This window comes from Nesterenkonia sp. CL21 (assembly GCF_031705515.1).
Classification (GTDB): domain Bacteria; phylum Actinomycetota; class Actinomycetes; order Actinomycetales; family Micrococcaceae; genus Nesterenkonia; species Nesterenkonia aethiopica.
Genome location: NZ_JAUTWR010000004.1, coordinates 176,543 through 202,267, shown reverse-complemented (window position 1 = coordinate 202,267; position 25,725 = coordinate 176,543). Strand labels below are relative to the sequence as shown.

The window sequence follows — 25,725 nt, the reverse complement described above, 5'->3', positions numbered from 1 at the left end:
CACCTCACACGACCTCGACTCCTGACGCCCCGCCTCCTGACACCCATATCAGCGACGCCCGAGCTCCTGGTCACCCGTCCGCCACCATCGATTCACCGTCACGCCATGGGCTGTGAACATCCGAGCCCTAACGTCCTCCACGGAACGCACAGCCCCGATGAAGGAGCAGAATGTCACCCGCACCGTCCCACCTGTCCCGAGGCGTCAGCCTCGCCGCCACCGTCGCGCTCGGCGCCGCAGCCCTGGGCGCCACAGCCCCAGCCGCAGCCGGCGTGGGCGCCCCCGCACCGGCCAGCGCGGATGCCGGACACGGCCCCAAGAACGTCATCTACATGATCGGCGACGGCATGGGCTACAACCACCTGGCGGCGACCAACCTCTACGAGACCGGCCAGACCCGCTACCAGGTCGAGGGCGACGCCGACCCCGAGGTCCTCGAGGAGCTCCCCGGCGAGGCGGTGCAGACCTACGAGGACTGGGACCTGCTGGCCCTGAGCACCTACGCCGCCGGCGGAGAATATGATCCGCAGGCGGCCTGGTCCGACCACGACTGGGTGCAGACCGGCGCCACCGACTCCGCCGCGGCAGGCACCGCGATGGCCACCGGAGAGAAGACCACCAACGGCACGATCGGGCTGGACGCCGACGGCGAGGTCGTCGAGAATCTCTCCGAGCGGGCGATCGCCACCGGCCGCTCCGCCGGCGTCGTCTCCTCCGTGCCCTTCAGCCACGCCACCCCGGCCGCCTGGGCCGCGCACAACGAGTCCCGGAACAACTATCACGAGATCGCCGACGAGATGATCGACTCCGACCTCGATGTCATCTTCGGCGCCGGGCACCCGCACTACGACGACGACGGCAAGAAGCTCAAGGACCCCGAGTTCACCTACCTCGCCGAAGAGGACTACGAGCGGCTCACCGACGGTGAGACGGAGTTCGAGTTCACGGACAGGGACTCTGACTTCGCCAAGTACGCCCGCGGGAAGGCCCAGCACCTGCCGGAGCGCGCCTTCGGCCTGGCACAGGTCGCCTCCACCCTGCAGTACGGACGCTCCGGCGACTCACAGGAGCCCTATGACGTGAAGCAGAACACCGTGGTGGACCTGCCCACCATGTCCGAGGCCGCGCTGAACATCCTGAGCCAGAACGACGACGGCTTCCACCTCATGGTCGAGGGCGGAGCCATCGACTGGGCCGGACACGGCAATGACACGGCTCGCGACATCGAAGAGGTCCAGGACTTCAACGACGCCGTGGACGCCGTCGTCGAGTGGGTGGAGACCGAGTCCTCCTGGGAGGAGACCCTGGTGATCGTCACCGCCGACCACGAGACCGGTTACCTCTCCGGATCGGACGACCAGCCGGGCTTCACCCCGATGACCGGCGAAGCGGGTCAGCTGCCCGACCTGGGCTGGTACTCGGGCGACCACACCAACCAGGTGGTGCCGTTCTTCGTCCGCGGCGCCGGCTCGGAGGCGTTCTTCGAGGAGATCGTGGGCACCGATCCGGTGCGCGGGGACTACGTGGACAACACCGTGGTGGCCGACGTCCTGATGGACGGATTCTGGGCCGTCGAAGACTGAGCCCCCGCCCATACACAGAATGGCTCCGCGCTTTGGGCCCTTATGACGCGTGATCCGCGCTGAAAAGGGCCCAAAGCGCGGAGCCATCGCATTCTTGAGGGGTCAGTAGTCCTCGAGGAGGCCTTCCATGAGCTCGATCTCCTCGGACTGATCCTCGATGACCTGCTCGGAGAGCTCAAGGGCCTCAGGGTTCTGGCCCTGCTCCAGGTGCTCCTCCGCCATCTCGACGGCACCCTCGTGGTGGAGGATCACGCCCTCCAGGAACAGCCGTTCGGCCTCCGCCCCCTCGGCATCGGTGAACTCCAGGAGCTGATCCTCGGTGAGCATGCCGTCGTGCCCGCCATGCGCCTCCGAGTCCCCGTGCCCGTCATGGCCGCCCTGGCCGTCTGTGGCGTGGCCGTCCGTGGCGTGGCCCTCGGCCTCGTGGTCGGCATGCTCGCCATCCTCCCAGGCCTCGAGCCAGGAGTTCATCTGCTCGATCTCGGGACCCTGCGCGGCCTTGATGTCCTCGGCCAGGCTCTCCAGCTCGGGATCGAGCCCTTCGTTCTCCAGCAGGATCTCGGACATCTCGATCGCCTGCTCGTGGTGGGCGATCATGCCCTGGGCGTAGTCGACGTCGGCGGCATTGTGGTCATCGGAGACAGCAGCATCGTCACGATCGGCGTCATGATCGGCGTCATGGCCGGCGTCGTGAGCCTCATCCTGCTCGACCTCCTGCTCGACTTCCTGGCCCTGCTCCTCCTGGGGCGCGGCATCTTCCCCAGAGTCGCAGGCGGTGAGCAGCAGCAGTCCGAGGGCAGCGACAGAGGTGGTTGCGGTCAGCGTGCGGCGGCGGGGCATGGTGATCCATCCTTTCGGGTGGGCGGCAGTGCATCGTTCCACCCGAGGACTCCGGCTCCAGAGAGCCTCGCCCTGTACTGAGAACCGCTCTCATCCTCAGGTGCGGCGCCAGTGTACCCCATCGGGGTATGAGCATTCCGTTGACCCGATTCACCCCCACACACGGTGACCCCGGAGAGATTGTCGGAATATCGCCACTGACGCGACGTTTAGCGACAATCCCTCCGGGGCCACCGGGGAAAGAGACCCTCAGAGCGCTCGGAGCCGGAACCTCAGTGTCCGCGCCTGGGGGCGCAGCATCGCGGTGGGCCACACATCCGGACCGCAGGCCCGCGAGCCCAGGCCGTGCTGGGCGGCATCCAGGTACAGATGCGTCACCGCGGACTCCGGCAGCTCATGCGGGTGCCCGGCGGCGGCGATCTCGTGGGCCGAGTGCCGGCTCAGCGTGAACCCAGGGCGCCGACCGGCGGCGTCCGGCTCGGCGATCACCTGCAGCCAGTCTTCACCGTTCCGGCGCAGCACCAGCTCCCGCAACCCGGGGCGATGACCCGACTCCTGAGGCCGCGCGTAGTCCACTGTGAGCTCGTCGATCCCCGCGCTGAACCGTCCCACGCGAACTGACCGGGCCGTGTCCGGGTAGGAGTCATGCGGGCCCAGGCCGAACCAGGACGCGCCGTCCACGTCTGACGGCAGCTGCAGGTGCAGCCCCACGCGCGGCCAGACGTCCTGCCAGCCACGGTTCGGCACCACGGTCACCTCACACACCGCCTCGACGACGCCGTCCGCCGCCCGCTGGGCGGTCCAGGTCTCGGTGACGTCCAGGGCGGCGCGGCTCTGCGCGGCAGAGACCCGACGGCGCACCGTCACCTCCTCCTCACCGGCATCCACCGACACCACGCGGCGCACCAGCCGGTCCAGCCCGGCCTGCCGCCAGCGGTCCGCCGCCGAGACGTGCCGGTCCTCTCCCGCCAGGTAGTCGTCGGCGTCCACCGCATCGTAGCTGGGGAAGGACGCGCCCTCGTCGTTGTCGGTGGGCGCCCGCCACAGCTCCACCTCCGGGCCGACGACGGCGGCCCCGGCCAGCTCCCGCAGCCGGGGCCCCTCCAGCAGCGCCGGGGAGTCCGCAAGTGCTGCCGGAGCACCGCCCCGCTGCGGGATGCGCGGCGCCGGGTCCGGCAGCTCCCACTGGGCCCGGGCCACCACGTGGCCGGCCGGCGCCCAGGAGGTCTCCTCGGCCAGCTCGACGCTGAGGCTCAGGTGCAGCTCGCCCCACGGGGCCTCGCGGGGGGCGTCTCGGAGCACCTCGAGCTGGTCGCCCACACCGATCAGCGTCAGCAGACCCTCTCCTCCGGCCGGGACGGGGGCGCCGTCGTCGTCGGTCAGGGGCTGGACGCCGTCGGCCACCGGGCGGCCGTCGAGCTCCACAGCCCAGCGCAGCCGCAGGTCCGAGGTGTCGGCCGTGAAGCGCCGGCTGCGGATCCGCACCTGCCCCGCAGCGTGCGCCGCCTCCCCGGGCTCCAGCAGGATGGGCTGCTCGACGGCGGCGTACTCGGCCAGTCCTGGGGTGGGCGTGTGGTCGGAGAGGACCATGCCGTCCATGACGAAGTTCCCATCGTGGACCACCTCGCCGAAGTCTCCGCCGTAGCCGAAGTACTCCACACCGTCCGCCGTCGTCGTGCGGATGCCGTGGTCCCGCCATTCCCAGATGAACCCGCCGTGGAGGCGGTCGTAGCGGTCCACCAGCTCGCGGTAGGCGTCCAGCGCTCCGGGGCCATTGCCCATGGCGTGGGCGTACTCGCAGTGGATGAACGGCTTGGACCGCTGCCGGGCGGACTCGGCGGTCGAGCAGCCCAGCAGCGGGCGGAGGTCGTCGTCGCGGGCGATGGACTCGGTCTCTGGGACCTTCGCGTACATGCGCGAGTACACGTCCGTGTAGACCCCGGTGTAGTCGCCTTCGTAGTGGACGGGCCGTCCGGGGTCCCGGCGGTGCACCCATTCGGCCATGGCGGCGAGGTTCTCCCCCGTGCCGGACTCGTTGCCCAGGGACCAGAGCACGATCGAGGGATGGTTCTTGTCCCGCTCCACGGTGCGGCGGATCCGGTCCAGGTAGGCCTCCCGCCAGCGGGGGTCGTCGCTGGGGTTGTCCACCCAGCCGTCGGCCTCGAACCCGTGGGTCTCCAGGTCGCACTCCAGCACCACCCAGAGGCCGTATTCGTCTGCGAGGTCCAGCAGCTTCGGATGCGGCGGGTAGTGGCTGGTGCGGATGGCATTGACGTTGTGGCGCTTCATCAGCGCCAGGTCCTCGCGGGCGTGGTCCTCGTCGAAGACCCTGCCCCGGTCCGGGTGGGTCTCGTGGCGGTTCATCCCGGAGAACACCACAGGCCTGCCGTTGACCAGCAGCCGGTCGCCGTCGATTTCCACCCGGCGGAACCCGGTGCGCAGCGTCAGGGTCTCGGCGGCGGAGGAGACCAGGACGTCGTAGAGCACCGGCTCCTCCGGGGACCAGGGCCGCACCTGCGCCTGCTCGCCCACCTCCTCACCCCCGACGACGACGGCGGCCACCTCCTCGGGGGCCTGCCATCGGACGTCCACCGCCAGCTCAGGGATCTGCAGGCGCACCGGATAGGCCGAAGGATCCGCCGTGATCTCGGGGATGACGATCCCCCGGCCGGTGGCCGGGTCACAGTCTGAGGTGAGCCAGACGTCGTCGATGCCGCCCTCGGGCCGATGCAGCAGGGTGACCTCGCGGAAGATGCCGGGCATCCACCACTGGTCCTGGTCCTCCAGGTAGCTGCCGGCGGAGAACTGCACCACCCGCACCGCCACCGTGTTGGTGCCGGCGACGACGGCGTCGGTGACGTCGAACTCATGGGCCAGCCGGGAGCCGAAGGCCTCCCCGATCCGATGCCCGTTCACCCAGAGCTGCAGGAAGGACTCCACCCCGTCGAAGCGCAGCAGCACTCGGCCGGTGTCCAGCCAACTCTGCGGGACCTCGATCTGCCGGCGATGGTCACCGGTGGGGTTCTCATCCGGGACATGGGGCGGGTCCACCGGGAAGGGGTACTGCACATTGGTGTAGGCGGGACTGCCGTACCGGCCGTCGAGCACCCAGTGGCAGGGCAGCTCGAGGGTGTCCCAGCCGGCGTCGTCATAGTCCGGGGCGGCGAAGGCCTCCGGCTCCTCCTCCCCCAGCACACTGTGCCCACCAGGGGTCCCCGGCACGGCGGGAGAGAGGCGGAACCGCCAGGGACCGCTGAGGTCCCGTCTCTCGGCGTCGCTGGCCTCCACCAGCCAGGACCGCGGAGCCTCCAGGGCACCGGCGCCGGGCCGGTGCGAGACGTGGTCCACGGGAGCGGAGACCGGGGTGGACATCGGGGCAGAGGTCACTTCACAGCACCTTCCGTCAGGCCGCCGCGCCAGAAGCGCTGCAGCACGATCATGGCCAGGGCCAGCGGGATGATGGACAGCAGCACCCCGCCGGTGGTCAGTTCGTAGAACTCGGGCAGCCGGTCGGTCTGGCTGCGCCAATGGTTGAGCCCCAGGGTGATGGGGAAGAGCCGCTCGTCGGTGAGCATGACCAGCGGCAGGAAGTAGTTGTTCCAGATCCCGACCAGCTGGAAGAGGAACACCGTCACCAGTGCCGGGGTCATGATGCGCAGGCCGAGGACGTGGAAGATGCGGATCTCCCCCACCCCGTCCAGCCGCGCCGCCTCGATCAGCGAGGTGTCCACAGTGGCGTCGGCATAGATGCGGCACAGGAACAGGCCGAACGGCGAGACCAGGGAGGGGATCAGCACGCTCCAGTAGGTGTTGACCATGCCCAGCTGGCTGAACAGCAGGAACAGCGGCAGCGCAGTGGCGGTGCCGGGCACCAGCACTCCGCCGAGCACGAGGCCGAAGATGAGGTTCCGGCCGCGGAACGCGTACTTCGACAGGGCGTAGCCGGCCGCGGCGGCCAGGTAGGTGGCGATCAGCGAGCCCACGCCGGCGTAGAGCAGCGAGTTGCCCAGCCAGCGGAGGAAGACGCCGCCGTCGTAGTTGAGCACCTGGCTCAGGTTGCTGAGCAGGGCGATGTTCTCCGCGAAGAGGAACCCGTGGGTGCCGAAGAGGTCGTCGGTGGTCTTCGACGCCGCCACGATCACCCAGTACACGGGCACCAGGAAGTAGAGAGCCACGATGGTCAGCACCCCGGTGACGATGATCGTCCGGGCCGCGCGGGCGCGGCCGCCCGGCACGACGGTGCCGCGGGGCTGCTCTGCGCGGGCGCCCTGCGGAGGGGGCCCGACGTCGGCTTCGTGGACCTTCGCGGCGGCGGTCTCGGCGGTGCTGGCGGCCGGGGTCATCGCGAGCTCCTGTTCGTCAGCCGGAGGAAGGCGAAGGACAGCACGAACGCCACCAGGGCGATCAGCACCGCCTGGGCGGCGGCGACCGTGTAGTCGTTGTAGGCGAACGCGGTGGTGTATGCCGACAGGTTGGGCGTGTACTGGGAGTCGATGGTCGGCGCCACCTGGGCCAGCAGCTGCGGCTCGGCGAAGAGCTGCAGGGTCCCGATGATGGAGAAGACGGTGGTCAGCACCAGGGCGGGGCGGATCAGCGGCAGCTGGATGCTGAACGCCAGGCGGGCGGGCCCGGCGCCGTCCACGCGCGCGGCCTCGTAGAGCTCGGGCGGGATCGCCTTGAGCTGAGCGATGATGATCAGCATGTTGTAGCCGGTGTAGGTCCAGGTCACGATGTTCGCGATGGACCACAGCACGGTGCCCGCACCCAGGAAGTCGATCTCCAGTCCGAACCAGGCATGGGCGGTGTCGACGATGGGGCTCAGCCCCGGGACGTAGAGGAATGACCATAGGATGGTGGCCAACACCCCGGGCACGCCGTAGGGCATGAAATAGGCCGCTCGGAAGAAGCCCGGCCAGCGGGCCGAGGCCGACTCCAGCAGCAGCGCCAGCACGGTGGCCAGGGTGATCATGATCGGCACCTGCACCACGCCGAAGAGCAGCATCCGTCCGATGGAGGCGATGAACTGCCCGTCGGCCAGGGCCAGCCGGTAGTTCTCGAACCAGGCGAAGGTGCTGGTGACCCCTTCCTCGCCGAAGAGTCCCTCCCGCTCCACCAGGGTGAAGCTCTGCCCGAGCGCCATGAGGATCGGCAGCACGAAGGTGAAGAGGAACAGCAGCAGGAACGGGGTGACCAGGATCCACGGCGCCACCGCCGTGGGGCTCGGACGCCTCCTGACAGTCGATCGGGCGACGTCGGGGGCCGCCGTCGTCGTGGTGGGTGTGCTCATCGTTCTGCCCTCCGGATGGTCAGCCCCTTGGTCGCGAAGACCTCCATGGTGCTCTGCTCGGCACGGACGACGGCGTCCACCAGGGAGGCGCCGCGGGCCTTGCCGCGGAACTCGTCGGCGAGGATGTTGAAGGTCTGCTGCGTGATGGGCCACCACTGCCAGTCGCCGTTCTGATCACCTGCGGCGGGCTCGAAGACCTCGGTGTTGTAGTGCTGTCCCCCGAAGAACTCGCTGGCCCCCTCCCGCGGCGTCCCGATGTGATCGGGGTTCGTGGACCAGCCGATGCCGCTGTTCTCGATCAGCGCGTCGATGCCCTCCGGGCTGGAGTTGAGCCAGACGGCGAACTCCATGGCCTCATGGGGGTGGGCGCTGTTGGCCAGCACGGCGGTGGAGGAGCCGCCCAGATGCGAGGAGCCGTACCCGGTGGGCCAGGTGGGCAGCGGGGCGACCCGCCATCGCCCTTCGGCCCCGGAGACGCCGGAGAGCAGGGCGTCGCCCCAGCTCGCGGAGGCCAGGGAGACGATCTGGTCGTTCGCGGCGGCGGCGAACCAGCCGGGGCTGTAAGGCTGATGCTGGGTGGTGACCAGGCCGTCGTCGACGATCTCGTCGAAGAACCGGGCCACCTCCAGGGTGCGCTCCCCGGCCATGTCGATGACCCAGCCGTCCTCCTCCGCCTGGAACCAGGTGGCTCCGGCCTGCATGGCATGAGCGGTGAACACGGAGGTGTCCGCCAGCGGGAAGGAGTCCATATACATGCCCGCCTGGCGGACCTCGGCGGCGACCTCGGCCCACTGCTCCCAGGTCTGCGGCGGCTCCGCGCCGACCTCCTCCAGCAGGTCGGGGCGGTAATACATGGCAGTGGGACCGGAGTCCTGAGGGATCCCATAGACGCCGCCGGCGAAGCTCACCTGCCCCCAGAGGGTGGGGTCGAAGCGGCCCTCGTGCTGTGACACGTCATAGCGGCTGAGGTCCACCAGCCCGTTGACCATCAGGAACTCGGGGATGGTGCGCATCTCCACCTGGGCCAGATCGGGCCCGGCACCGGCGGCGAGCGCGCTGTAGAGCTTCTGGTACCCGCCGTCGTTGCCGCCGGGTATCCAGGCGATCTCCACCTGGATGTGGGGGTTCTGGGCGTTCCAGATGTCGGCCACCCACTGGAGGTCCTTCAGCCACGCCCAGTAGGTGAGGGTGACAGTCTCCCCTGCTCCGGCCGGCGGGCGGGTGGGCTCGGCGTTGACGGAGGTGGTGCCGGGCACCGCACATCCGGACAGCGCCAGCGCTCCGGCACCCAGACCGAGGCCGAGACCGCCGCGGAGCAGCTGACGGCGGGAGAGCGATGTCATCAGCGGTCACCTCACAGTGCTTCAGGGGATCGAGCCGTCAGGGAACAGTGCCGTCAGGGAACAGTGCCGTCAGGGAACAGTGCCGTCAGGCGGTGACGCCGGCCGGCCGGCCCTGGACAGTCGCCTCCACAACCCCACGATTCCAACAGGACTGAACATTCCCGACCAACTATCAACGCTCAGAATCGCTGTGTCAAGCGTCACAGCACACGCGTCACGGCGCGCCGCCCGACGGTCCCTGGTGGCACACTGGAGGCATGCGCATCGCCCTGCTGCAGGACACCGCCGTCCCGCTCGACATCGACCACAACCTGGGCCTGATCTCCGACGCCGCCCAGCGTGCGCGCGCCGCCGGCGCCGAGCTGCTGGTCACCCCGGAGCTCTTCGCCACCGGGTACGCTCCGGCGCTGATCCGCGCCTCGGTGACGCCGGAGGCTGTGCTCGACGCCCGCGAGCGCCTCACCACCATCGCCCGCGAGGCGGGGATCGCGCTGGTGCACAGCCTCCCCGGCGACGGCCCGGCCGAGGCCCGGCCCATCCAGGGCACCCTGGTCTCCCCCGACGGCGAGACCCTGGCCGTCCACACCAAGATCCACCTCTTCGGGCCCGAGGAGAAGGCCGCATTCGTCCCCGGGGAGGACGCCCCTCCGGTGGCGGAGCTCGGCGGCCTGACGCTGGGGCTGGTGGTCTGCTACGACGTCGAGTTCCCGGAGACGGTGCGCGAGCTCGCCCGGCGCGGCGCCGACGTCGTGCTGGTCCCCACTGCCCTGGCCGGGGGCTTCGCCGGGGTCACCGGCACACTGATCCCGGCCCGCGCCCTGGAGAACCAGCTCACCGTGGCCTACACGAACCACGCCGGGATGGAGGACGGGCTGCTCTTCGACGGCGCCAGCGTGGTCGCCGGACCCGACGGCGTGGCGCTCGCCTCCGCGGGTGCAGGACCTGAGCTGCTGATCGCCGAGGTCGGCCCCGCCCAGGGGGGACGCTCTCCCGAGGAGGCGCCGGAGGGACCCTGGTACCTGCGGGACCGCCGCCCGGAGCTCTACCGGCGCTGGGCGGATCACTGAGTGCAGCGCCGAGTGAAGCGCTGAGTGAAGCGCTGAGCGGAACACCCGGGGGAGCCGCCGGGCGGAGCGGATGACGGATCATCCGGATGATCCTTCTTCAGGATGATGCCCTCCGCCGACCCGTCCGGAAGGATGAGGGCCATGGACATCCTCGCCCTCGCTGACCTGACCCACGCCGGCGCCGCCGTCGCCGACACCGCCGTCCCCATGGTCCCGGAGGACAGCTTCTACGGCCGACTCCAGGCGTGGACGATGGCGCTGCACCCGGCCTGGCAGTGGCTGGGCATCATCCTCATCGCCGCGATCCCCATGGTGGAGTCCTACGGCGGCGGGTTCCTGGGCGTGCTCGCCGGCATCCACCCGGCCGTGGCCATCGTCGCCGCCGTCGTCGGGAACATGCTCTCCCTGGCTCTGGTCGTCTACGCGGCGCACTGGGTGCGCGGCTCGGTGCTGAAGAAGCGCGACCCGGAGGCGGCCGACACCAAGAAGACCGCCAAGCGTGAGCGGGTGATGCGGATCTTCAACCGCTTCGGCGTGCCGGGGGTCTCCATCTTGGGGCCGCTGGCCCTGCCCTCCCAGGTGACCGCGCCGCTGATGGTCTCGTTGGGCGCCTCCCGGCAGGCGGTCATGCTGTGGATGCTGGTCTCCGTCATCCTCTGGGGTGCGGGCTTCGGCCTGCTGGGCCTGGGCTTCCTGCAGCTGATCACCTGAGCGAGGCGATCAGCTGAGCGGACCCTGGCCCCGCCTCACTGCTGCTCCTCGTCCCGCGGGTAGCGCTGCCGCTCCCGGGTCCCCTGCGTGAGGTTGCGCAGGTCCGAATCGGCGTCGAAGTTGGAGCCGATCGCCCCGGCGAAGGTCCCTAGGGAGGCCGCCAGCCACGCGATGTCCCGATAGTTGGAGAAGGCCGCCTCCACCTGCAGGCTCTCGGCCATGTACCCGGGCTCGATGAGCACCAGGGAGATCACCAGCACCCCGAGATAGAGCAGCGCATACAGCGAGAGCACGCTGACCAGCAGGCTGATCACGGTCGAGGTGTTGTACATCAGCGCCAGGCGTTTGCCTCCGACGGCGGAGGGTCGGTCCCACAGGCGATTCCGGGAGATCAGCCACAGCACCAGGAAGATGACCCCGGCGCAGGAGATGACCGCCAGCCGCCAGCCGGGCAGGCTGATCGCCATGTCCCAGATGGAGTCATAGAAGATGCCGAAGGCTCCGGTGGCGCAGGCCGCAGCGAAGACGCCGGAGAGCCGCGGCAGGGAGAGCAGCGGCTCGTTGTTCGCCACCATGCCCAGGGTCATCCAGACCCGACCCGGCAGCGAGTGCTTCGGCGTGATGTAGGCCCGCTGGCCCTCCCGGCCCTCCTCCAGCCGGACGCCGTGGCCGCCCTTGGCACGGGCCTCCTCCAGGGACCGGTGGGCCAGGGCCTCCACCGCACGGTCCGCCTCCCGGCGCAGCGAGTGCATGACGGCCACGGGCCCCAAGCTGGCCATGGAGATCACCGCGAGCTGACTGTCGAAGTCGAGCTCCACGCTCTTGGTCAGCCCGGCCTGCAGCCGGGGGATCTCGGTGACGACGATCGTGATCTCACTGCCGTCCTCCTCCGCCCAGCGGATGACCTCGTCCAGGTCCAAGGTCCCGTCGGAGCGCAGCGGCAGCAGCAGCTGCTGGTGGGTGATCTCATGGTCCTCACCCCAGGGTGTGCGCCCTTCGAGGAGTCTGCGCACGTGCATCGAGGTGCGGCCCGGGTCCGAGTAGATGGCCAGGGTCGGCTTCTCCTCTGCCTCGGCCGAGGGCTCGGCCTCGTGCTGTGTGCGCTGACCCTGATTGGACGTCTCCTGCTGCCCGTGCTGGTCCTGTCCGTCCTGATCCTCCGCGTCACGTGCTGAGACTCCCTCGGGGGTCTGCTCGGCCATGCTCGCCTCCCTGTGGTGGTGCGCCGCCGTCGTGTCCGCGCCCGTCAGCCGGGCACGACTACGAGCCTAGCGAGTGCCGGCAGCGATGTCGCCGCTCCGGCACCAGCGGCGTCACTGACGGAGCGCCTCGAGCACCAGCGGCCTGACCTTCGCCCCGTAGAGCTCCACGGCCTGCATCATGTGCTCATGCGCCAGGGACCCGTTGCCGTACTTCATGCCGAAGCGGGAGGCACCGAGCAGCCGCACGGTCTTCACGATCTTGGCCGCCACAGTCTCCGGAGAGCCGACGTAGAGCGACCCGTGCTCGACCTCCTGGTCGAACTGGTCACGCCCCGGGCGGCCGGTGCCCCAGCCGCGCTCGGCGCCGAGCTTCTCCATGGAGTCCGCCCAGGAGGGGTAGAAGGTGTCACGCGCCTGCTGGTCGGTCTCGGCCACGAAGCCGTGCGAGTGCACGGCGATGCGCCGCGGACCCTCCTGCCCGAACTCGCGCAGGGCCTTGTGGTAGAGCTCCACCAGCGGGGCGAACCGCCCGGGCGCGCCGCCGATGATGGCCAGCTCCAGCCCGGCGCCCAGGCGCGCGGCCCGCACCACCGAGGCCGGGGTCCCACCCACGGCCACCCAGGTGGGCAGGCCGAACTCGTGATCGGTGGTGGGGAACACCCGCTGCGCCTTCAGCCCCGATCGGGTGGCGCCGCTCCAGGTGACCGGACCCTCCGAGCGCAGGGCGGTGAACAGCTCGGCCTTCTCCTCGAAGAGCGTCTCGTAGTCGGACAGGTCGTAGCCGAACAAGGGATAGGACTCGATGAACGATCCCCGCCCCAGAGACACCTCGGCCCGGCCTCCGGTGAGCCCGTCGATCGTGGCGAAGCGCTGATAGACACGCACCGGATCGTCAGAGGACAGCACGGTCACCGCGGAGATGAGCTTCATCCGCTCCGTGACGGCACCGATGGCGGACAGGACCACGTCCGGTGCGGAGATCGCGTAGTCGGGACGGTGGTGCTCACCGACACCGAAGACGTCGACGCCGACCGAATCGGCCAACCGCGCCTCGGCCAGGACATTGCGCAGCACCTCAGGCTGGGAGAGCCGACGGGTGCCGTCGGGACTCTCGGTGACGTCGCCGAAGGTATGCAGTCCCAGTTCGACATGGGGCGCCTGCCGCTCGGTGGAGCGGTCGGGGCCGCCGACGTCGGCGCTGGCCTGGAGGTCGCTGCGGGGAGTGTTCGAGGTGGTCATGGCAGGCACAACCACAGGAGCCGCACCTCCATTCCTCAAAATTTGAAATTCATACTCGAACGCCTCGCCAGACGCACGAATCGCTGTTCCAGGGTCCGAGCAGGTACAGTGGGAATCCTTGCGAACCTCTCATGGGTTCCCTGCGTCGCCAGGACGCCTCGCCCTCTGGAGCCATCACGGTCCACGGCCGAAGAAGCCTCTCTCTAGCGGCGAACGAGAGCACCGACCGGTGCTCCCGCCCCCTCAGCCAGAGCTGCCGCTCGCCGTCCTCCGGACCGCAGGGCCGCCGCCGTCTGGCGCCATGAAAGGCCCCGACACCGCTTTGTCACACACCACGTTCACTGACCTCGGCGTGCCCGCCCCCCTCGTGCGGTCGCTGGCAGCCGAAGGCAAGTTCACCGCCTTCCCCATCCAGCAGGACACCCTGCCCGACACCCTGGCCGGGCGCGACGTGCTCGGCCGCGGCAAGACCGGCTCCGGCAAGACGCTGGCCTTCTCCATCCCGATGATCGCCCGCCTGGGCACCGACGACGCCGCCTCCCGCCGCCGTCCGCGCCGCCCCCGTGGACTGGTGCTGGCCCCCACCCGGGAACTGGCCACCCAGATCGACGCCGTGCTGCAGCCCCTGGCCGCCGCCTACGGGATGCGCACCACCACCATCTACGGCGGCATCAGCCAGAAGCGCCAGGTCGACGCGCTCAACGCCGGCGTCGACGTCGTCGTCGCCTGCCCCGGCCGCCTGGAGGATCTCCTGCAGCAGCAGGCCCTGAGCCTCGAGGCCGTCGAGGTCACCGTGCTGGACGAGGCCGACCACATGGCCGACCTCGGCTTCCTGCCCGGCGTGACCCGCATCCTGAAGAAGACCCCCGAGCACGGCCAGCGGATGTTCTTCTCCGCCACGCTGGACAACGGCGTGGACAAGCTGGTCCGCCAGTTCCTGCACAACCAGATCCTCCACTCCGTGGACGACCCCACCTCGCACGTCTCCGCGATGACCCACCACGTCTTCGAGGTCGACCCCGACGAGAAGAAGGACCTGGTGCGCACCCTGGCCTCCGGCACGGGCAAGCGCATCCTGTTCACCCGCACCAAGCACCAGGCCAAGAAGCTCGCCAAGCAGCTGACCGGCCAGGGCATCCCGGCCGTGGACCTGCACGGCAACCTCTCCCAGAACCAGCGTGACCGGAACCTGGCCGCCTTCGGCCAGGGCGGCGTCCAGGTGCTGGTGGCCACCGACGTCGCCGCCCGCGGCGTGCACGTGGACGGCATTGAGCTGGTGGTCCACGTGGACCCGCCGGCCGAGCACAAGGCGTACCTGCACCGCTCCGGCCGCACCGCCCGCGCCGGCAGCGCCGGCGACGTGGCCACCGTGATGCTGCCCGAACAGCGCCGGGACACCCAGACGCTGCTGAAGAAGGCCGCCATCAAGGTCACCCCGCAGCGGGTGTCCCCGGACTCCGAGGCCGTGGCCGAGCTGGTCGGCGAGATCGCCGCCCCCGTGGAGCCGGCGCCCGCCCCGCAGGGCGGACGCGGCGGCCAGAACGGTCGCGGCCGACAGAACGGACGTGGCGGCCAGAACGGTCGCGGCGGACGTGGCGGCCAGGGTGGACGTGGCGGCCAGCAGGCTCGCTCCGGAGCACGGGACTCGGGCGGACGCAGCTCGGGCGGACGGGGCCGCTCCGGCGCCCAGTCCGGACCCTCGCACGCTTCCCCTCAGGAGTCGCGTCCCGCCCAGGGGACCCGGCGCTCGGCCGAGGCCGGCCCCAGCTCCCAGCCGAGCAGCCGCCGTCGTGGTCCGCGCCGGGCCACCGCACCCAGCGGAGCCCCCAGCTCCCGCTGATCTCACACATCCGTTGGCCCCGGAGGCCTGGTCGCTAAACCTCGCTTCAGTGCGTGGATTCCGACCATCGCTCCGGGGCCAACTCTGTTCACCCTCACTTCATGCGCGCCGCCGCACGTCGAACACTCTCGGTGAGGCGGTCCAGCGCCGGCGTCCCGGTGGTCCAGCGCTGCCAGTGCAGATGCGCCTCGGTGGGTCCGATCTCCTGGACCACCAACAGATCCGGATGCTCACCCTCCATCACCCCGGGCGGCATCATCCCCTCCGGGATCATCCCCCAGCCCAGCCCGTGGGCGACGGCGGCGTTGTAGGCCTCCACCGACGGGATCAGATGCGTCACCCGCGGGGTGACGCCCAACCGGCGCAGCCCGCTGCGCTGCAGCGAGTCCCGGATGCTGTAGTCCACCTGCGGGACGCGCTCCCAGTCGACGACGCCGTCGGAACGCCGATGCCGGTCCAGCAGCTCTCCACTGGCCACCGGCCAATACCGCATGGTCCCCAGCGCGGTGGACCGGCAGCCGGAGACCGGCACCGGAGTCTCGGCCACCGCGGCCACCACCGTGCCGTTGCGCAGCAGCTCATGGGAGTGCTCCTGGTCCTCGGCGTGCACATGGAGCTCGACGTCGTCCCAGGTGGCAGCCTCCTGCAGCACCCGCTGGAACCAGGTGAACAGCGAGTCCGCGTTCACCGCCACCGAGAGCGTCACCACCTCGGCGGCCTCACCGCGGAAGCCCAGACTGCGCCGGGCCTCGTCCTCCAGCAGCATCATCTGCCGAGCCGTGCGCAGCAGCACCGCCCCGGCGTCGGTGGTGCGCACCGGGATGGTGCGGGTCAGCAGCACCTGCCCGACCTCCCGTTCCAACGCCTTGATCCGCTGGGAGAAGGCGGAGCCGGAGATCCCCAGCAGCGCCGAGGCCGCCTCGAAGGTGCCTTCGTCCACGGCCAGCACGAAGGCCCGAAGATGATCGGTGTTCATAGACGTCGATGATACGCGTCACATCTGAAGGATTCCTTCATATGATGAAGAATCATGCGCTGGTGCGGATGCCTGATTCCCAGGAGCATGGTCACCATGACCGTGCTGCTGACTGGATTCCTCACCTGCCTCGCCCTCATCGTCGCGATCGGCCCGCAGAGCGCCTGGCTGCTGCGCCAGGGCCTGCTGCGCGATCGCGTGGGCCTGGCGGTGCTGTGCTGCGTGGTCGGCGACCTGCTGCTGATCGGCCTCGGCACCGCCGGGGTGGGGGCGGTCCTGGAGCACGCTCCCTGGCTGCTGCAGGTGCTGCGCTGGGCCGGGGTGGCCTACCTGCTGTGGTTCGCCTGGCGGTCCTTCGCCTCGGCGGCCACGGCCCGCACAGGCCTGGACAGCGACGACGTCGGCCAGCCTGACGCCGAGCGGTCCGCCGGCCGGGTCCCGGGCGAGCACGGCGGCACCTCCTCAGAGCCGGCCGCGACCACCGCGACGCTGCCGCGCGTGGAGCGGAAGGCGCAGAAGGGGCGCACACGCCGCCGCGCCCGTCCGCTGAGCACCGTGGGCGCCGTCGTCGGGACCGGCCTGACGGTGAGCGTGCTGAACCCGCACGCTTGGGTGGACACCATGGTGGTGCTGGGCACCATGGCCAACTCCTTCGGCGCGGAGAAGTGGTTCTTCGCCGCCGGCGCGCTGGGCGCCTCCTGCCTGTGGTTCACCCTGCTGGGCTACGGCGGCTCCGCCCTGGCCGGGCTGCTGAACCGGCCGCGCACCTGGCAGGTCATCGACGCCGGCGTCGGCGTGACCATGCTGGTGGTGGCGGGCCTGCTGGCCTTCGGCGGCTGATCATCGCCGCGGCGGCACGAACTCCTCCCGCAGCTCCTGCGGCAGCCGCTCCACGGCGAACCGGATGCTCACCCGCTGCAGGCGGCTCGCCTGCTCTCGCAGAAACGCGACGAGCCTGTCCTGATCCACCTTCCCGACCTCCCGCAGCGCCGTGCCGATCGGCTGGGCGACCCGCTCCGAGGTGTCCGCCGCCAGACGCTCGGCCAGATGCAGGGCGTCGTCGCAGTCTCCCTGGCGGACCATCCAGAACGTGGCGGTGACGGCGGTCCGGCGGCGCATCGGGTCCGGTGAGTCGGCCAGCGCGACCAGCTGGGCGCGACGAGCCTCCGGCGGGTGGTCCAGAGAAAGGTGGGCGCCGATCACCCGCGGCGCCGCCCGGTCCACCAGGTCCCAGACCACGAGCTGGTCGTGGTGGTCCAGGTAGATGCCCGCCAGCTCGGCACGCTCTTGCGCCGTCAGCCGACGGCGGGCCCGGAAGTCCAGGATGCTGATCCCCACCATCCGGCGTTCGTAGTCGGGACAGGTGAGCAGCTGCGGAACCAGGTCGCCGACGGGCTGCCTTTGGCGCTCCACCCGGGCCGCGAGGTCGAAGACGTGCTTCATCCGCACCCCGACGATCTCCAGCTCTTCGGGGACGCGGCGCCGAGTCTTCTCCCGCTCCTCATACTCGGCGAGCTGCTGCAGCTCCGTCAGGATCTCCTCGACGTCGTGGCTCATGCGCTCCTCCTCACCCATGCTCGCGCAGCGCCGCCTGCGCGGCGTGATAGCCGCTCATGCCGTGGGCCCCTCCTCCGGGCGGGGTGGACGAGGAACCGAGCCACACACCCTCGACCCCGGTGCTGTAGGGGTCCCAGCGCAGGGCCGGTCGGGCCACGAACTGGCGAAGCGTGGGCATGCCGCCGCTGATCGCCCCGCCCACCAGGTTGGCGTCGAAGGCCTCCAGATCCTGAGGCGTCCAGACCGTCCGGGCGCGCACCGCCTCCCGGAACCCGGGCGCGGCGGCGGCGATCTCGGCGTCGATCATCGACGCCGCCCGGTCTGCGGCTCCCCCGGCCAGGCCGTGTGGGACGTGGGCGTAGGCCCACGCCACCGTCTGCCCCGCCGGCGCGCGGGACGGGTCCGCCGCGGACGGCTGGGCGAGCAGCACATAGGGCCGTCCGGGCAGCACACCGCGCGCAGCGGCGGCCTCGGCGGCGCCGATCTGTGCATGGGATCCGCCCAGGTGCACGGTCCCCGCGCGTGCCACCTCCGGGTCCCGCCAGGGGATGGGCCCGTTGATCAGATAGTCGATCTTCACGATCGCCGGCCCGTACGTCCAGCGGCTCAGGGCGCGCCGGTACCGGACCGGCAGCTCCAGTCCCTCGAGACGCAGCAGCTGGGCGGGCGTCAGGTCCGCGATGACGACGTCGGCCGGCTCCTCCGCGACGACGGCGCGACCGGCACCGCTGCCGGAACGGCGCCCGCTGATCCGGTGGGCGGCCCGGTGGCGTCCGGGGATCTGCCGGACGCCGGTGACCTCGAACTCGGTTTCGATCCGCCCGCCGGCAGCATGCAGCACCGAGACCAGCGCATCGACGATGCCCTGGGACCCTCCACGGGCCACGGGCCAGCCGGTGCCGTGTCCGGCCGCACTGAAGAGCACCCCGAACGCGGCGGTCAGCGGATGCGAGAACGGGACCGTGGAGTGGGCGGCCATGCCCGCGAAGAGCGCCCGGGCGCTCGGGGTGCGGAAGCATCGGGCGGCGACGTCGGCGGGCCAGGCGCCGACGAGCCCGAGCCGGGCCAGGGCGCCGATCCGGGTGAGCGCGGAGTCGCCGCCGAGGTGCTGCAGGGTCTGGACCGCCGGGGCCATGGCGGCGCGCCGCACCTCCTCCCAATGGGCGGCCACCGGCCCGATGATCCGGCGCCAGGCGTCGTGGTCCACACCGAGCTCGGCGGCGGTCTGCTCCAGGGAGCTGTGCAGCAGGGCCGGGGGCTCGTCGTCGAGGACGTGGGCGGCCTGGATGCCCGGCTGCATCCATTCCAGCCCGTGGGCGGTCAGATCCAGCTCCTCGAAGGCCGGGGACCCGACACCGAAGGGGTGCACGCTGGCGCCGAGGTCGCTGACCACACCCGGGCCCAGCAGCTCGGCCGAGCGCAGCGCTCCGCCGGGCTCGTCGGCGGCCTCATAGACGGTGACCTCCCAGCCGGCGCGGGCCAGCACGCAGGCCGCGGTCAGCCCATTGGGTCCGGAGCCGACGACGGCGGCACGGCGCGCGCCACGACGTGCGGCCATCTCAGGCGCCCGCCTCTGGCTGACCGGCCGCCGGGCGCACGGAGACCGGGGTGCCTCCGGTGATCCTCAGCAGCTCCTCGCAGGTGGTTCGGAAGACCGTGCGGGGGTGACCTGCCGCGGCCCAGATCTCCTCGTGCTCGGCCAGCATGGTGTCCACGAAGGTCGGCACCGGTGCCGGGTGGCCCACCGGTGCGACACCCCCGATGGTCTGGCCCGTAGCCTGCTTCACCCGGTCCTTCGGGGCGCGGCTGATCGTGCCGCCGAGCCGCTCCCCCAGCCAGTCGGTGTCCACCCGGTGCGCCCCGGACGTCATCACCAGGATGGGGACCTCGTCGCGCAGGAAGACCAGCGAGTTGGCGATCTGGCCGACGTCGATGCCCAGGGCGTCGGCGGCGGCCTGCGCCGTGGTGACGGCGTCGTCGAACCACCGGACCTCCGGGGTGACGCCGAGCCGCGTCAGCTCGGCGGTGACCCGGTCCACCGCGGGGTGGGGGCGCGCCGTCGCGCCAGCCGGAGTCTCGGACGGAGTCTGTGCCATGGCTCCAGACTAGTCCCGGCCGGTGACGCCTTCCATCAGCGAAGCCGCACCAGCCCCAGCCGCAGCAGCCCCAGCCGTACCACTGCCAGCCTCAGGGGATGTAGGCCGGCGGGCGGTTCTGCATCGCCGCCCGGTTGACCCCGGCGATGTCCCACGCGGTGTCCCGCGGGGAGACGCCGGCCCGGTCGGCCTCGGCGAGCAGCCGGGCCACCTTGGCCCGCATCTCCAGGTGCAGCCGCTGGAAAGAGTCCTCCGGGTCGGTGCCGACCTCCCCGAACAGCATCCACCAGGCCCAGGCGGCGGCGCCAGTGTTGGCCACCACGTCCGGGATGACCATCACCCCGCGGCGGGCCAGCAGCTCCTCGGCCTCCCGGGTGACGCCGGTGTTGGCGGCCTCCACGATCACTGAGGCGACGACGTCCTGCGCGTTCTCGGGCCGCACCGCATAGGAGATCGCGGCCGGGACGAAGATGTCCGCGTCGGTGGCCAGCACCGCCTCGCGCGGCAGCTGGGTGACATGGGCGGGGACCCCGGCCCGGTCGATGACCCCGTAGTCGTCCCGCAGGTCCAGCAGGGCGGGGACGTCGAGTCCGGAGGGGTCGTAGAGGGTGCCCTGGACGTCGGCCAGGGCCACCACACGCACGCCCGCACCGTGCAGGTAGTAGGCAGCAGCCCCGCCCATCGTGCCCACACCTTGGACGGCGACGTCGGTGGTGGCGCGGTTCCAGCCACGGTGCTGCACCACGCCCAGGCAGGCCTCGGCCACGCCGTAGCCGCCGATCACGTCACCCAGGATGCAGCCGTCGTCGGTGCGGATCTCCAGGCCCGCACGCACCCGCTGCAGGGTGGCCTGAGGATCCGTGGACCGCTGGATGGCGGCGTGGAAGCTCTGACCGAGCCCGACGGCGGCGAAGGCCTCGTCGATGCGCTGCTGGGTGACCCCCAGGTCCTCGGCGGTGACCCAGTGCGCGTCCAGCCACGGCTTCATCTCGGCGAAGAAGCGGGCCAGCACCTCCGGGGCGCGCGGGTCGGTGGGGTCGAAGTCGATGCCGCCCTTGGCTCCGCCGACCGGCAGCCCGAACACCGCGGTCTTGGCGGACATGCCACGCGCCAGGTCCTCCACCTCGTGGAGCGTGCACCCCTTGCGCATCCGGGTGCCGCCGGTGGCGAGGCCGCCGACCAGCGACTGGACCACCAGGTGGCCCTGCGCCCCGGTGACGGGGTCGGTCCAGTGGATCCTGCGATACGGCTCGGTGTCCCGCGGCGCCTGCTCGACGCCGAGGCCGAGGACGTCCTGCCCATCATCTGCGGGGGTCTGCCACCGCGTGTCGAGAGTCACCACGATCACCTCCAGATCTACGGATGTTGTGGCGTCAAGTGGCCACCGTCCGGCGGTCCTGCACCAGTACTCTCACTGTGGGCCCCCGGGCATGCCGGGGTCTATAGCCTGACCATGCGGGTTCATGCACAGGACCTTGCAGCTTTTGTGAACTGGGACGGTCACCCCTCCTCAGCGCGCCATGGCCCAGGGCCGCAGAGGGGTCCTGAATAGGGGTCGCGCAGGTACGCTGACCGCATGGAGCTGTCACTGCGTCGACTTCGGATGCTGCGCGAGCTGCAGCGGCGTGGGACGGTCACCGGGGTGGCGGCGAGTCTGCACTACAGCCCCTCGGCCGTCTCCCAGCAGCTGGCGCAGCTGGAACGTGAGGTGGGGGCCTCGCTGTTCGAGCGCCTCGGCCGCCGAATCAGGCTCACCGAGCTGGGAGCGGTGCTGGCCGAGCACGCCGAGGACATCCTGGGCGCCGTCGAGGATGCCGAGATGGCGCTGGAACAGGCCCAGGGCGGCGTGACCTCGCGCCTGCGGGTGGGTGTGTGGGCCTCGGTGGCCTCGGGCCTGCTGCCGACCGCGCTGACCCGCCTGACCGAGGAGCACCCCGGCATCGAGGTGCGCACGGTGGAGCTGCCTCCGGAGGCCACGGCGAGCGCGGTGCTGGACGGCAGCCTGGACCTGTCCTTCGTGATCGAGTACTCCGACTACGCCCTGCCCTGGGATCCGGGGCTGGTCCGGGACGTCATCGCGGTGGAGCGCCTGCATGCGGCGGTCACCTCGGGCGCGACGCCGGAGTCTCCGGTCTCGCTGGCCGCCTTCGCCGACCACCCCTGGGTGCTGGCGGGGCCGACGTCCCATTTCGGACGGGCCATCCGCATCGCCTGCCGGCGCCATGGCTTCGAACCGCGCATCGTCCACCAGGTGGAGGAGCAGACCACGGCCCTGGCAATGGTGGCCGGGGGCCTGGGGGTCACGCTGGTCTCAGACCTGGTCCTGGACTCGGTGCCCGACGGCGTCGACGTCGTACCGCTGACCGAGCCGGTGCTGCGTACCGTGTCGATCGCTCACCGCAGCACCGCCCAGACCCGACGCTCCCTCGAACTGGTGATCGACGCCGTCCGGGCCTCGGCCGCCGAACGCGGTCTGGCCGCCGGGTCACCGGTGCCGTGACCCAGCCGCTTCTCCTGGCGCCGGGAGACAGGCCCGGCCAGTGCTCTAGAGTCGTGCCCATGAGCACCCCGGAGAACACTCCCCACGCCACCGCCTCACCGCGTCCGACCGGCTCCCTGCTGCCGGTGATCGCCTCGCTGATCGCCGTCGGCACGGTGTTCTGGATGCCGCATTTCGCGATCACCGTCGCCCTGGGCACTCTGGTGATCTGCGCGCTGACCTGGAAGGACGGCTCGCACCGGCTGCTGGGGGTCTCCGTGGCCGCCAGCGGCGCGGCCCTGCTGCTCTCGGTGGCGCACTTCACCGGGCTCTGGGGGTGAGATCTCCGGGGCCGAACCGGCGGCCTCGGCACCCAGCGAGCACCAGCCCCGCTGCCAGCCCACTGGCGACACCTGGGCCGAAGGCGACGTTCAGCCGCCGCCCGCGGACCGCTCCTCGTCCGGCAGATGCCGGGCGGCATCCGCCTCACCCTGCAGCTCGGCGACCACAGCGGCGATGTTGCGGATGAACACGATCAGCCAGGAGAACAGGATCGCGGCCCCGATCAGCTCCAGAGAGGTCAGGTTGTAGTACCCGATAGGCCACCACAGGCTCCCGGCGAAGAGCAACACTCCGGCGGCGATGATGCTCAGCAGGTAGAAGGTGCGGGGGAAGCCGGGCAGCCAGTAGGGCATGCCGATCAGCAGCATCAGGAAGAACAGCCCGAACAGGGCGGTGAAGGTCGCGTGGACCTCATTGTGCAGGTTCACCGGCACCAGCCCCACTCCGGCCAGCGAGGCCCCCATGCCGATCATTCCGATCCGCACCATCCGGATGCGCGGGGAGCGGATGTGTCTGCTCACGGCCTGCCGCAGCGGCAGGGTCAGGGGCACCTTTCCGCGGACCGCGCGCCGGGCCTCCCGTTCGTGCTGCAGCCTGCGGACGTGCCGCCGTCGGACATGCTCGGCCCAGGTCTCCAGGTCCCGCGTGATGAACGCGGTCAGCGTGGTGATGATCGCTCCGGAGACGACGAGGGTGGTGTTGAACGTCCAGAAGGAGGTCAGTCCGGCCTGTCCGGTGCCGAGCTCGGAGAACATCACATGCCACCAGAACGGGTTCTCTGCGAACAGCATCGACACCAGCACCCCAGAGGCCATGAACACCCCCAGCAGGGTGGACAGGGAGAACGCATTGATGCGGGCGCCGGAGTTGAAGCTGAAGTAGGCGGCCACCGCACCGACGATGCACAGCAGCACCGCGCCGGCGATGTAGTCCACCGTCAGTCCCACGAAGGCCTCCTGGAACACGCGGAACAGGCCCAGGGCGCCCATGACGGCGATGGAGGAGTGCACCACCAACAGCGAGACCGTGTCCAGCAGCTGCCGGATCCGGGGCCGCTCCCCCAGCCAGATGTTGGCCATGCGGGCGTTGAGGGAATAGCCCAGCAGGAACGCCAGCCCGGCGGTCACCCCACCGACGATCGCGCCGAAGAACTGGATGGACCCGTCACCCGCCAGCGCGGGCCGTTCCCCGGGGAAGACCACCAGGCCGAAGCCCAGCCCCAGGACTCCGCCGATGATGGCGCTCCAGATGGCCCGGGACTCGATGAGCACCTGCAGCTTGGCCTGAGACTCCCGCTGCTCCGGGGTGGTGGTCGCCGGGTGGGCGGCCTCCTCGCTGGCCGCGAAGGCCGCCAGACGCCGCGCCGCACCGTGGGTGGGGGTGATGTCGGTGACCTCGGGAAGCTCGCCGGTCTCGGCGGCGTCGTCATCCAGGCGGACCTGCCACCTGCGGGACCGTGCCATCGTTCCAAGACCCTCCCGACCCTGTCGACGCCGATGCTCTCCACCAGATTCACCTGCCCGGTGCGCGGATGCAACCGCAGATGACGCGGCGCACGCCCGCACCCCGGTTCGCCGTAGACTGGCGCACCATGAGCATGACCCCTGAACCGGTGGAGCGCGGACCGCAGGTGATCGCCCACTGCATCCGTGTGGAGGCCTCGGCCGAGGAGCTGTACGCGATCATCGCGAACCCGCACCGTCATCATGAGCTCGACGGCTCAGGGACGGTGCGCACCACGGCGATCGGGCCGCGCGAGCTGCAGCCCGGCGACAGGTTCCGGGTGGACATGCGCAAGTACGGCATCCCCTACGCGATCACCATGCACACCACCCGGGCCCAGCCGCATCGGGTGGTGGAGTGGCGGCATCCCGGCGGACACCGCTGGCGCTGGGAGCTGGAGCCGGCTGACGACGGTGGCACGCTCGTCACCGAGTCCTACGACTTCAGCGGCCAGGCCGCTCCCCTGCGGAAGGCCCTGGAGATCGCCGGCGTCCACCGGGAGAACGACGGCGGCATCCGCGCCTCCCTGCAGCGGCTGCATGACCGCTTCGCCTCCTCCTGACGGGCACAGGACCCACCCTGACGAACCTCGTTGCACAAGGCAACTGCGCGGGACGGGCGGGGACATTGTGACAGTTCCATCACATTCAGCCCGTCAACGCGTCACATCGTTACACTGGGAGGACCCGTTGCACCAGGGTCAGGGGCCGCCGTTTCCGGCCCCTGCGCCCGCATACCTTGTCAGGAGAACACTGCATGTTCCACGCAGAGATCAATCGCACCCTGACGGCGGCCGTCAACCTCATGAACACCTCTGAGGGGCTTCACAGCGCCCAGGCCTCACCCGATCAGCTGACCAGCATCGAGAGCCTGCGCAAGTTCCTGTCCTCCCAGGATTCGGAGCTGAAGTGGCCGACGTCGACCCTTGACCGCGCCCAGGTGGACTCCGTCCGCGACCTGCGCGACACCGTCCACCAGATCTGGGGTGCGGCCCCCATCACCACCAAGGAGCCGGTGGAGAAGATCAACACGCTGCTGGAGGGAGTGGGCACTCGCGTGGTCCGCACCTCGGGGGGCGAGGAACCGCAGTTCCGTGCCGTGCCGATCCCGGTGAGCACCCAGCTGGCCGACGTCATGACGGCCGCCATCGCCGACGCCCTCCAGTTCCTGGTGGTCAACGATGAGACCGGCCGCATGCGCACCTGCAAGGGTGATGAGTGTGACGCTGTCATCGTGGACCTCACGCGCAACCGGTCCAAGCTGTTCTGCGACTTCGGCAACTGCGCCAACCGGGCCCATGTGCGGGCCTACCGCGCCCGCCAGGCGGCCCTGCGGGAGGCCGGGCGTCGTGCGCTGGCCGGTGAAGCCGCAGAGCCCTCGGCCACGCTGGCCAAGCCCAGTGCGGCGGAGAAGGCGGCCCAGATCAACGAGCCCACCTCCGAGTCCGCAGTGGCGGCCAAGGAGTTCCGCGACCGGATGCGCGATGAGCTGATGGAGAAGCGCGAGAAGAAGGACAAGAAGTCCAAGAAGAAGAAGGACAAGAAGAAGGCGAAGAAGTGAGCGCCTGAGCGGTTCCTCCGCTCCGTCCACCGTTGCGGCGAGTTGGTCCAGAGTTCCCCATACTCGAGTCGATCGAGTCGAGTATGGGGAACGTCAGACC

The 25,725-nt window shown here is 70.5% G+C and carries 22 protein-coding genes; 9 read left to right on the top strand and 13 right to left on the bottom strand.

The features are described 5' to 3' along the window. The first annotated feature begins 170 nt into the window (after positions 1-170). Entirely contained in the window at positions 171-1,583 is a 1,413-nt protein-coding gene (locus tag Q7C18_RS08975) for an alkaline phosphatase (protein WP_311025084.1), read from the top strand. A gap of 102 nt (positions 1,584-1,685) precedes the next feature. Here the strand turns inward: Q7C18_RS08975 and Q7C18_RS08970 are convergent, their stop codons facing one another. The 5 genes from Q7C18_RS08970 to Q7C18_RS08950 all read right to left on the bottom strand — a co-directional run bounded on the left by Q7C18_RS08970 (position 1,686) and on the right by Q7C18_RS08950 (position 9,053). Then, entirely contained in the window at positions 1,686-2,423 is a 738-nt protein-coding gene (locus Q7C18_RS08970) for a DUF305 domain-containing protein (RefSeq protein ID WP_311025083.1), read from the bottom strand. A 249-nt stretch (positions 2,424-2,672) separates the two neighbouring features. Then, entirely contained in the window at positions 2,673-5,795 is a 3,123-nt protein-coding gene (locus tag Q7C18_RS08965; protein ID WP_396954354.1) for a glycoside hydrolase family 2 TIM barrel-domain containing protein, read from the bottom strand. 11 nt (positions 5,796-5,806) lie between these two features. Beyond that, on the bottom strand, positions 5,807-6,766 hold the full coding sequence (locus tag Q7C18_RS08960; RefSeq protein ID WP_311025081.1) for a carbohydrate ABC transporter permease: 960 nt from the start codon (positions 6,764-6,766) through the stop codon (positions 5,807-5,809). Continuing rightward, the gene (locus Q7C18_RS08955; RefSeq protein ID WP_311025080.1) at positions 6,763-7,710 is read right to left on the bottom strand and encodes a sugar ABC transporter permease; all 948 of its coding nucleotides are present in this window, start codon (positions 7,708-7,710) and stop codon (positions 6,763-6,765) included. Before Q7C18_RS08955 ends, Q7C18_RS08960 begins: the two co-directional genes overlap by 4 nt. Continuing rightward, a complete protein-coding gene (locus tag Q7C18_RS08950; protein ID WP_311025079.1) occupies positions 7,707-9,053 on the bottom strand; it encodes an extracellular solute-binding protein in 1,347 nt (448 codons plus the stop codon). The genes Q7C18_RS08955 and Q7C18_RS08950 overlap by 4 nt, the downstream gene beginning before the upstream one ends. 257 nt (positions 9,054-9,310) lie before the next feature. Here Q7C18_RS08950 and Q7C18_RS08945 point away from each other — a divergent pair, with 257 nt between their 5' ends. Further along, the gene (locus Q7C18_RS08945; protein ID WP_311025078.1) at positions 9,311-10,120 is read left to right on the top strand and encodes a nitrilase-related carbon-nitrogen hydrolase; all 810 of its coding nucleotides are present in this window, start codon (positions 9,311-9,313) and stop codon (positions 10,118-10,120) included. A 141-nt stretch (positions 10,121-10,261) separates the two neighbouring features. Beyond that, the gene (locus tag Q7C18_RS08940; RefSeq protein WP_311025077.1) at positions 10,262-10,831 is read left to right on the top strand and encodes a hypothetical protein; all 570 of its coding nucleotides are present in this window, start codon (positions 10,262-10,264) and stop codon (positions 10,829-10,831) included. A gap of 35 nt (positions 10,832-10,866) precedes the next feature. Here the strand turns inward: Q7C18_RS08940 and Q7C18_RS08935 are convergent, their stop codons facing one another. Together Q7C18_RS08935 and Q7C18_RS08930 are read right to left on the bottom strand one after the other, a co-directional pair. After that, a complete protein-coding gene (locus Q7C18_RS08935; protein ID WP_311025076.1) occupies positions 10,867-12,033 on the bottom strand; it encodes a hypothetical protein in 1,167 nt (388 codons plus the stop codon). A gap of 111 nt (positions 12,034-12,144) precedes the next feature. Next, positions 12,145-13,272, bottom strand: coding sequence for an Atu2307/SP_0267 family LLM class monooxygenase (locus Q7C18_RS08930; RefSeq protein WP_311025075.1), 1,128 nt, complete (start codon positions 13,270-13,272; stop codon positions 12,145-12,147). A 322-nt stretch (positions 13,273-13,594) separates the two neighbouring features. Between Q7C18_RS08930 and Q7C18_RS08925 the strand changes: the two genes are divergently transcribed. Continuing rightward, complete coding sequence (locus Q7C18_RS08925; protein WP_311025073.1) at positions 13,595-15,112, top strand: DEAD/DEAH box helicase; 1,518 nt, start codon at positions 13,595-13,597, stop codon at positions 15,110-15,112. A 94-nt stretch (positions 15,113-15,206) separates the two neighbouring features. On the opposite strand, the gene Q7C18_RS08920 is transcribed toward Q7C18_RS08925, so the two are convergent. After that, positions 15,207-16,088 carry an ArgP/LysG family DNA-binding transcriptional regulator gene (locus tag Q7C18_RS08920; protein WP_070159454.1) on the bottom strand — a complete coding sequence of 294 codons (882 nt, stop codon included), beginning with the start codon at positions 16,086-16,088 and terminating at the stop codon, positions 15,207-15,209. An 87-nt stretch (positions 16,089-16,175) separates the two neighbouring features. On the opposite strand from Q7C18_RS08920, the gene Q7C18_RS08915 reads away from it, so the two are divergent. Further along, positions 16,176-16,928 (top strand): LysE family transporter, encoded by a 753-nt coding sequence (locus tag Q7C18_RS08915; RefSeq protein ID WP_311025072.1) that lies wholly within the window; start codon positions 16,176-16,178, stop codon positions 16,926-16,928. Here the strand turns inward: Q7C18_RS08915 and Q7C18_RS08910 are convergent, their stop codons facing one another. From Q7C18_RS08910 to Q7C18_RS08895, 4 genes are all read right to left on the bottom strand, one after another. Next, positions 16,929-17,645, bottom strand: coding sequence for a DNA alkylation repair protein (locus Q7C18_RS08910; RefSeq protein WP_070159452.1), 717 nt, complete (start codon positions 17,643-17,645; stop codon positions 16,929-16,931). It lies immediately after the preceding gene. 10 nt (positions 17,646-17,655) lie between these two features. Continuing rightward, positions 17,656-19,203, bottom strand: a complete 1,548-nt coding sequence (locus tag Q7C18_RS08905; protein ID WP_311025071.1) for an NAD(P)/FAD-dependent oxidoreductase — start codon at positions 19,201-19,203, stop codon at positions 17,656-17,658. 1 nt (position 19,204) lies between these two features. After that, positions 19,205-19,741 (bottom strand): YbaK/EbsC family protein, encoded by a 537-nt coding sequence (locus Q7C18_RS08900; protein WP_311025070.1) that lies wholly within the window; start codon positions 19,739-19,741, stop codon positions 19,205-19,207. Between the two features lie 91 nt (positions 19,742-19,832). Next, positions 19,833-21,080 (bottom strand): Glu/Leu/Phe/Val dehydrogenase dimerization domain-containing protein, encoded by a 1,248-nt coding sequence (locus tag Q7C18_RS08895; protein ID WP_311025069.1) that lies wholly within the window; start codon positions 21,078-21,080, stop codon positions 19,833-19,835. Positions 21,081-21,317: 237 nt separating this feature from the next. On the opposite strand from Q7C18_RS08895, the gene Q7C18_RS08890 reads away from it, so the two are divergent. Together Q7C18_RS08890 and Q7C18_RS08885 are read left to right on the top strand one after the other, a co-directional pair. Beyond that, positions 21,318-22,241, top strand: a complete 924-nt coding sequence (locus Q7C18_RS08890; protein ID WP_070159547.1) for a LysR family transcriptional regulator — start codon at positions 21,318-21,320, stop codon at positions 22,239-22,241. Between the two features lie 59 nt (positions 22,242-22,300). Then, a complete protein-coding gene (locus tag Q7C18_RS08885; protein WP_070159550.1) occupies positions 22,301-22,561 on the top strand; it encodes a hypothetical protein in 261 nt (86 codons plus the stop codon). A gap of 90 nt (positions 22,562-22,651) precedes the next feature. On the opposite strand, the gene Q7C18_RS08880 is transcribed toward Q7C18_RS08885, so the two are convergent. Then, positions 22,652-24,025, bottom strand: coding sequence for a hypothetical protein (locus Q7C18_RS08880; protein ID WP_070159552.1), 1,374 nt, complete (start codon positions 24,023-24,025; stop codon positions 22,652-22,654). Between the two features lie 128 nt (positions 24,026-24,153). On the opposite strand from Q7C18_RS08880, the gene Q7C18_RS08875 reads away from it, so the two are divergent. Together Q7C18_RS08875 and Q7C18_RS08870 are read left to right on the top strand one after the other, a co-directional pair. Further along, positions 24,154-24,627, top strand: a complete 474-nt coding sequence (locus Q7C18_RS08875) for an SRPBCC family protein (protein ID WP_083277441.1) — start codon at positions 24,154-24,156, stop codon at positions 24,625-24,627. A gap of 194 nt (positions 24,628-24,821) precedes the next feature. After that, positions 24,822-25,625 (top strand): CGNR zinc finger domain-containing protein, encoded by an 804-nt coding sequence (locus tag Q7C18_RS08870; protein WP_070159557.1) that lies wholly within the window; start codon positions 24,822-24,824, stop codon positions 25,623-25,625. Positions 25,626-25,725: the final 100 nt, after the last annotated feature.